The sequence below is a fragment of the Azohydromonas aeria genome (genome assembly GCF_009760915.1).
Taxonomy (GTDB): domain Bacteria; phylum Pseudomonadota; class Gammaproteobacteria; order Burkholderiales; family Burkholderiaceae_C; genus Azohydromonas; species Azohydromonas aeria.
On the sequence record NZ_VIDQ01000186.1, the window covers coordinates 1 to 1,763 of the forward strand.

Annotated in this window: 2 protein-coding genes and 1 pseudogene; 2 read left to right on the plus strand and 1 reads right to left on the minus strand. The window is 67.8% G+C overall.

Annotation, left to right across the window (positions count from 1 at the left end):
- Nucleotides 1-176 (minus strand): DUF3135 domain-containing protein (locus FJ694_RS38075; RefSeq protein ID WP_157272378.1); only part of this gene is annotated, 176 nt, incomplete at its 3' end.
- Between the two features lie 360 nt (nt 177-536).
- On the opposite strand from FJ694_RS38075, the gene FJ694_RS36365 reads away from it, so the two are divergent.
- Together FJ694_RS36365 and FJ694_RS36370 are read left to right on the plus strand one after the other, a co-directional pair.
- A complete protein-coding gene (locus tag FJ694_RS36365; protein ID WP_157272288.1) occupies nt 537-743 on the plus strand; it encodes a hypothetical protein in 207 nt (68 codons plus the stop codon).
- A 518-nt stretch (nt 744-1,261) separates the two neighbouring features.
- Nucleotides 1,262-1,763 (plus strand): annotated as a pseudogene (locus FJ694_RS36370) (hypothetical protein); the annotation flags it as partial.

Genomic DNA, 1,763 nt, shown 5'->3' on the forward strand with positions numbered 1-1,763 from the left:
CTTGCACTGGCCATCCGTACCTGGACGTTGGCCAAGGCGACACGCGCCGCGCCTCGTGCGCTTGCCGGCATCTCGCTCAGCGCCGCTTCGAACAGCATCAGGCGCTGGACCTCGAATGCTGCGGGATCGCTGCGCGCGAGATGGGCGAAATGGTCGAAGTCGAAGTCCTGGCACATGGGGGAAAAGGCCGCCTTGGAAACCCGCCGTGGCGGTCAGCCACGTACCGGCCCAAGGCGTGCCTGACTGTTGCACGACGAGTCCATCCTGGGGCCTTCGGGCCCCTGCTTCCAGACCCCGAGTCGGCGGCAGCCGGCAGTGCGCCGGGAGCGCTTTCGAACCTCTCGGCACGAGCTGCCCTGAATCCACAGCCCGCCAGAGTCCGCGCAGCCCTGCTGCTGAACAAGCACCGTACAACCCTCCATCAGCGCGCCCTCAACGAAGGGGCCTGCAGGCGTGCCGCAGGCACGGTGCCGCCATGCTCATGCCTCACGAAGACCGGCCCACCACAGGGCCGGCGAACGCGGCAGAGGGAGACGATGCAGCAGTACGAAACGGCGTTGCAAAGAGCGCAGCGCCTGGCCACGGAGTGCGATAACCGGGCAACGGCGCAGGCCACGTGGATCGAGGAACTCAGGCGCCTGGGCTACGACACGGCCGACGAGGAACGCGTGCTGGCGCAGATGAAGGAAGAAGTCTGGAGCGCCTACGCGGAACTCTCGCGCCAGCAAGCCATTGCACTGTAGCGGCGGCACGGTCCCGAAGAAGTCTGCCAGGCACGAAGGCGCAAGGGTCGTTCGTCCATGAACGCACCGACACCGGCGTCGCGGGCGGCCCTCGATCTCGGGCGCGCGGCGCGGCGCCAGCGCAGGTTGCTTGTCCCCTCTGCTCATGCGGATCCGCGGTCAGCAGCTGCCGAGCTGATCCGCCTGGCCTGCTTCCGTTGGGCACGGGTCTCCTCGCTGTCCCAACGACAAAGCGCTCCCTCCTACATCGTCACATGCCCATGAACGGGTCGAACCGGGCAACGGCGATCGTGGCCAAACATGCACGCGGTCCGCTGTCCAACCGCGCTTCGAATGGCAGCTGGCGCCCTTGTCGTTGAGATGGCATCGGAACCCCGGTCGAGTCACATGTGGCGACTGTCCGCCGCTAGGCACACATTTCTCATGCGCACGTCGCCACCCGGGAAGCCGCCGTACTGCCGAGCTCGAAGCGCAAGCTGTCCGCGACCGGCTGGGACTGCAGGTGCGGCACCGCGCGCGTGGACAATTCCTTCATGCACAGAACATGGAGCCCGTCACAGACCGGGGGAGTCCTCACCGGATCGAAGCGTTGGCAGTTGCGGCTCGAGGATGAGCGCGCCCTCCTGGAGGTGGAAGGCGCCCGGCATGCCATCGCACTGAAGGACCTTGGTGCCGTTCATGTCGAGCCGGGACTGCTCTGGTCGCGCGTGACGGTGACGTTGCCCAACCGGTCGGTGCTGGAGCTCGACGGCATCGGCAACGCCGCGGCGCGGGACATGGTGCAGGCGATCTCCTGCGCGCGCGAGCAGGCCCTGGCGCGGCGACACCTGGAGCAGACGCGCCGGGAGCAGGAGCGTGCGCAGCAGCTGGTGCGCTCGCTGCAGGAGTGCCTCTCACCGGTCGTCGAATGGGCGCAGGCCTGCCGTGCCGCATGCAAGGCACAGCTCGCCGGCAGCGGCTGGCTGACCCGGGATTTCATTGCCCGGCAGATCGCCTTGAAGCCGCGGTTGGCAGCCGAGC

Excerpts from the sequence above, each read along its gene's own strand:
- FJ694_RS36365 (WP_157272288.1), top strand. The coding sequence starts at position 537 with ATGCAGCAGTACGAAACGGCGTTGCAAAGAGCGCAGCGCCTGGCCACG.